Annotated in this window: 6 protein-coding genes and 1 pseudogene; 2 read left to right on the forward strand and 5 right to left on the reverse strand. The window is 45.6% G+C overall.

Going from position 1 to position 4327, the window contains the following annotated elements:
• From PGX78_RS04415 to PGX78_RS04435, 5 genes are all read right to left on the reverse strand, one after another.
• A partial coding sequence (locus PGX78_RS04415; protein ID WP_270445550.1) for an iron transporter occupies window positions 1-404 on the reverse strand: 404 nt, incomplete at its 3' end.
• A 15-nt stretch (window positions 405-419) separates the two neighbouring features.
• On the reverse strand, window positions 420-1643 hold the full coding sequence (locus tag PGX78_RS04420) for an FTR1 family iron permease (protein ID WP_270445551.1): 1224 nt from the start codon (window positions 1641-1643) through the stop codon (window positions 420-422).
• Window positions 1644-1698: 55 nt separating this feature from the next.
• Window positions 1699-2418, reverse strand: coding sequence for a hypothetical protein (locus PGX78_RS04425; RefSeq protein ID WP_270445552.1), 720 nt, complete (start codon window positions 2416-2418; stop codon window positions 1699-1701).
• A gap of 15 nt (window positions 2419-2433) precedes the next feature.
• Entirely contained in the window at window positions 2434-2835 is a 402-nt protein-coding gene (locus tag PGX78_RS04430) for an ExbD/TolR family protein (protein WP_270445553.1), read from the reverse strand.
• The gene (locus PGX78_RS04435; protein WP_006941036.1) at window positions 2832-3446 is read right to left on the reverse strand and encodes a MotA/TolQ/ExbB proton channel family protein; all 615 of its coding nucleotides are present in this window, start codon (window positions 3444-3446) and stop codon (window positions 2832-2834) included. The genes PGX78_RS04430 and PGX78_RS04435 overlap by 4 nt, the downstream gene beginning before the upstream one ends.
• Before the next feature lie 398 nt (window positions 3447-3844).
• Here PGX78_RS04435 and PGX78_RS04440 point away from each other — a divergent pair, with 398 nt between their 5' ends.
• Together PGX78_RS04440 and PGX78_RS04445 are read left to right on the forward strand one after the other, a co-directional pair.
• Complete coding sequence (locus PGX78_RS04440; protein WP_270445554.1) at window positions 3845-4024, forward strand: hypothetical protein; 180 nt, start codon at window positions 3845-3847, stop codon at window positions 4022-4024.
• Window positions 4021-4327, forward strand: a pseudogene (locus PGX78_RS04445) (hypothetical protein); the annotation flags it as partial. The gene PGX78_RS04440 and the pseudogene PGX78_RS04445, both read left to right, overlap by 4 nt.

Raw genomic sequence — 4327 nt, forward strand, 5'->3', positions numbered from 1 at the left:
TTCAAGTTAGCACCGTAGTGAGGACCGTCGTCAGCATTCATAGGCATGAATACGCCTTCCATCGTTTCGCCCGTTTCCTGCTTCGTAAACTTGTAGTGAACTGTCAGGTAGGGGATCCATTCGCCTACGCCGAAGCCCGTATTATTACCTTCTGTTGCATGAATATCCGTTTCCATATGGAGATCCGCTTTATCAGGGCTAAGCATAACGCCTGCCGGTTCCATCTGTACCGGTTGGAAGTATACTAACGCCACGTTAAAGTGTTGGTCTTTTACTTCTTGTTCTTCGCCGATGGGGTACTCTTCAAAAGCATACGTGGACTGACCGCCGAATGCTGCGAAAGAACCTGCCATTGCGGCAACTGCCAATGCAACTTTCAATTTTTTAAACTTGGAATTAAACATGAGAACACACTCCTTTTATGAATTTTGAGCAGCTTCATCGTGATTGCGATTTTTTCTGCTTCTATAATAAACCATACCGATAGCCAAGAGGATCATAAATCCTTGGGCTCCCAGCGTTTCTGCAGTGGGGTAAATGCCGAGATAGTCGATGGTAGGAATTACGGATGATTCCAAAACCGTCTGGCTGACGACACCGGCCTCCTGCAGTTCCGCAATACCGCCACCGGCAAAGCTTACTGCCAAGATATACATTAAGGCACTGGTAAAGATGAAGAAAGGGCGCAAGGGAATGCGTAAAATCCCATGCTGCATAAGGAAGAATAAAACGGCAAGGACCACGCATCCTGCACCGAACCCGGCCCAGATAAGATGCGTATCGCTGGACGAATTATTAAACAAGGCCTGATAGAACAGGATAACTTCCGCGCCTTCGCGATATACCGCCAAAAAAGCCGCCATGCCGAGAGCTCGTGCCCGCCCGGTCGTCATGGTCGTATTAATCATATTTTCAATATATTCTTTCCACGCGTTCTTATCCGATTTCGCTCCGAGCCATGCACTGGTAAAGAACAAAACGACAACGGCAACCAGGGCCGTAACGCCTTCAATCATTTCGCGGCTTGCACCGACTCCCGCTTCTTGAGAAATCAAGGTGCTGAAAAGGTAAGCCGTAATAAAGCTGGCAACGATAGCTGCCAATGAATAGTTATAAACCGTCTTCAAGTACTTGTCATTTCCCGATTTGCGTAAATAAGCAATGATAGCCAACAGCACCAACATCGCTTCAATACCTTCACGAAGCAAAATCAGGAAAGCCGGACCGAAGGTTGCCCAACCGCCACCGGAAGCACCCTTCCCTTCCAGTTTGGAAACGTCGTCCATAACCATCTTATTCAATTTATCCGCTTCTTCTCGAACCTGAGCACTGTTGTTCGGTTGGCTCATAACCTTTTTCAGTTTACTGAACTGATACTCTGTTAACGCTGCGTCTTTTGCCGCTACGCTGGCTCTGATAGCCGGTTCCAAGCCGTCTTTTTCATAAATGCCGTAATAAGCATCATTCACAGCCGCCTTGGCGCCTTCCGCGTTCCCCGAGTCATAGGTTTTTACAGCATTGTCAATAGACTGAGTTACATGTTGACCGACTTGCTCCCATCTGGGTGCCGCCTGGGAATCGGGAGAGCTTCCGAAAAACAGAAGCACTGCTGCCGCCGCAACCAGCCATTTGCGTATATTCATTAATTAGTCACTCCTTTAACGTATTCACGTCTTCATACTTTCACAGACAAACCTCTTATTCTTTCTCCAATTTGGGAGGTGAATTGAAGGGAATGGAAATATTCTTATATGAAGCAATAGGATTTCCGTTTTCGTCCGTTGCCGGTTTGAAAAGCCACTTTTTAGCATATTCCACAGCAAGGGAGTTAATACGATTCATTTCAGGATTATTACGATCTCTGACGGGTGTCATCAACTTACCGCGAGGCACTTTCCCATCCGTATTGATATAGGCTTGAACAGTAATATAGCCTTTAAACTTGACAATGCCGCGAGGAGGGTATTCCGTATGTTCCGTAATAGGAGGGTTGCCTCGTTTCTGGCCGCCCCCGCCACCGTTGCCTTTTTTGCCCCCGCCGGTCGATTTCGTTGCGCTCGGCTGTCCGTTTTGTGTCGACTTGGTGACTAAAGCATTGTACGGATCCGTAGCCGTCACGGGACTGGTAACCGTCTCCGGAACGGGCGTCACCGGTTCTTGCGTCGGCTGCGGGGCTTCCTCTTTTTGTTCATCTTTTGGTTCGTCTTTTTGTTCATCCTGCTGTTCATCCTGATTCGAACCGTCTCCGCCGTCACCATCCGTACCGTCTCCCGCCGAATATTCGACAGTAGGCTCCGACGGCGGTGCATCGGCACTGCCGTCAATCCAAGGAACTAAAAATCCGAAAACACCGATTATAACGACATGTATTGCAAAGGCTATTAAGACCGCCGGTTTCCATTTAGATTTAAATCTCATTGTCTCGCCTTCCCGTTATTTATCAACTGATATAGATATATGTTGTACACCTGCCGCTTTCAATGAATCAAGGGCATACGCAATATTTTCATACGGAGCTTTTCGGTCGCCGCGTACGACAAAAACCGCATCGGGATCCTCAGCCACTTTCTTTTTAATCTTTTCGTCAAAATCCGACGACGGTTTTGTCTCCTGTTCATATAGAATATCGCCGCTTGACGTAATAGTAATCATCACAGTATGCGGTTTTACATCATTTTCCGCAGCCTGTCCTGCAGGCAAGTTGACGCGAATAGCATTGGCTTGAATCATAGAAATGCTGCTAATCATAAAAAACACAAGAAGAAACAGCATAATATCAATCATAGGAATGATAATAACCGCCGGCTGAGTCAGGATTCTTCGATCACGTCTCATACCTTTTCTCCGTTCTTACCGCATTCGGCTAAAATAACCGACGTAACTTTATCCAGGGCCGTCAGTATTTCGTCGAGCTTCTGAGCCAGCACGGTATGGATAACCAAAGCCATGATGGCCACACACAAACCCGTGGCCGTAGCAATTAATGCCTCGCCGATACCGCCTGTAATAGCAGTCGGTTCACCGGCTTGCATGCTGAACACGTTAAACGATGAAATCATGCCCGAAATAGTCCCCAACAATCCGAGCAACGGTGACAGGGTAACAATCATACCCAAATAGTTTAAATGAGCCCGTAAATGGCCGGATATATCATTGTATGCCGTGTCAAGTGCCAAAGTTACGTCGCCGCCGCGCATAGCCTCTTTTATGCCTTGCGTCGCCACATAAGCTACAGCCGAATCATCATGTTCGCAATCTTCCAGTACGTACTGTACCCCGTTATTACGTAGGGCCAAGGGCAACCAGGCTAAGAAATGTTCAGTTCCCTTATTTAACCGTCTGTAAAACGCTATTCGTTCCGCCGCAATCGTTACGACCCCGAGTGAACAAAGGACGAGGATATACATAACTGCGCCGCCCTTTTCAAACAGTTCCAAGCCGTTCAACTTTCATCCCTCCGGTATATTACAAACTGGACAGCCACATATCATAACTAATAACTCAATTTCATTCTATATGATATGGGTTATCATTATCTCTAAATTCGTGTTAAGTATATCAAAGTGACATATGCCTGTCAAATTCTTTAAGAATTGTTACAGATGAATTTTCGCTGTATAATAGCCGTTTATTTTACTTTCCTTGAAGGTGAAAATTATGCATTCCAATTTTTCAATCTTATATTCACGAGGTTGAATGACAAAAACTCATAGGAATTTCGATATTGTTAATCAAATGTAATGTTGTTTTTTCTTATTATGCCGTTTGACAGTCTATTCACCCTACTTTTATAATAATATTGCATACTGCAAGGTCGACTATATCATTACTATGAGGGATGAATATGATAAAAAAAGAAAAAGTCGCCTTTAAAGACGACCATCGCAGGATTTACATTCTATTTCTCATCCTCTTAGCCGGAACGCTCTGTTTCGCCTGTTCCGCTTTCTACGTGAACCTTCCCAAAATCCCGGTGCTTAAGATTATTGATGCTTTTACGGGACCGACGGGGGTGAGACGATGAGATCATGTGGGCGAGTAGTAGCTACGCTCTTACTGATACTCTTTATATTGCACAGTATCTTGGGCGCCACTTCACTCACAGGCTTGAGTAACATCGGGTTATATCCCCTCTTGTTAGCCTTTCAAATCATCCTGGCCGTACACATTGTAATCGGGGCGGTTTACACCTACCGTTCTTTACACGGCGGTCAAATTAATTATTGGCATCTGAACAAAAACCTATGGATCCGCAGGTTGAGTGGCCTTCTCGTACTTATTACCGCCTTGTGCCACGCTTATCTTTTCGATCACTTGGCCTTTTTGG

Source organism: Megasphaera sp. AF13-6AC (assembly GCF_027685385.1).
In the GTDB taxonomy this organism is placed as follows: Bacteria; Bacillota; Negativicutes; order Veillonellales; family Megasphaeraceae; genus Megasphaera; species Megasphaera micronuciformis.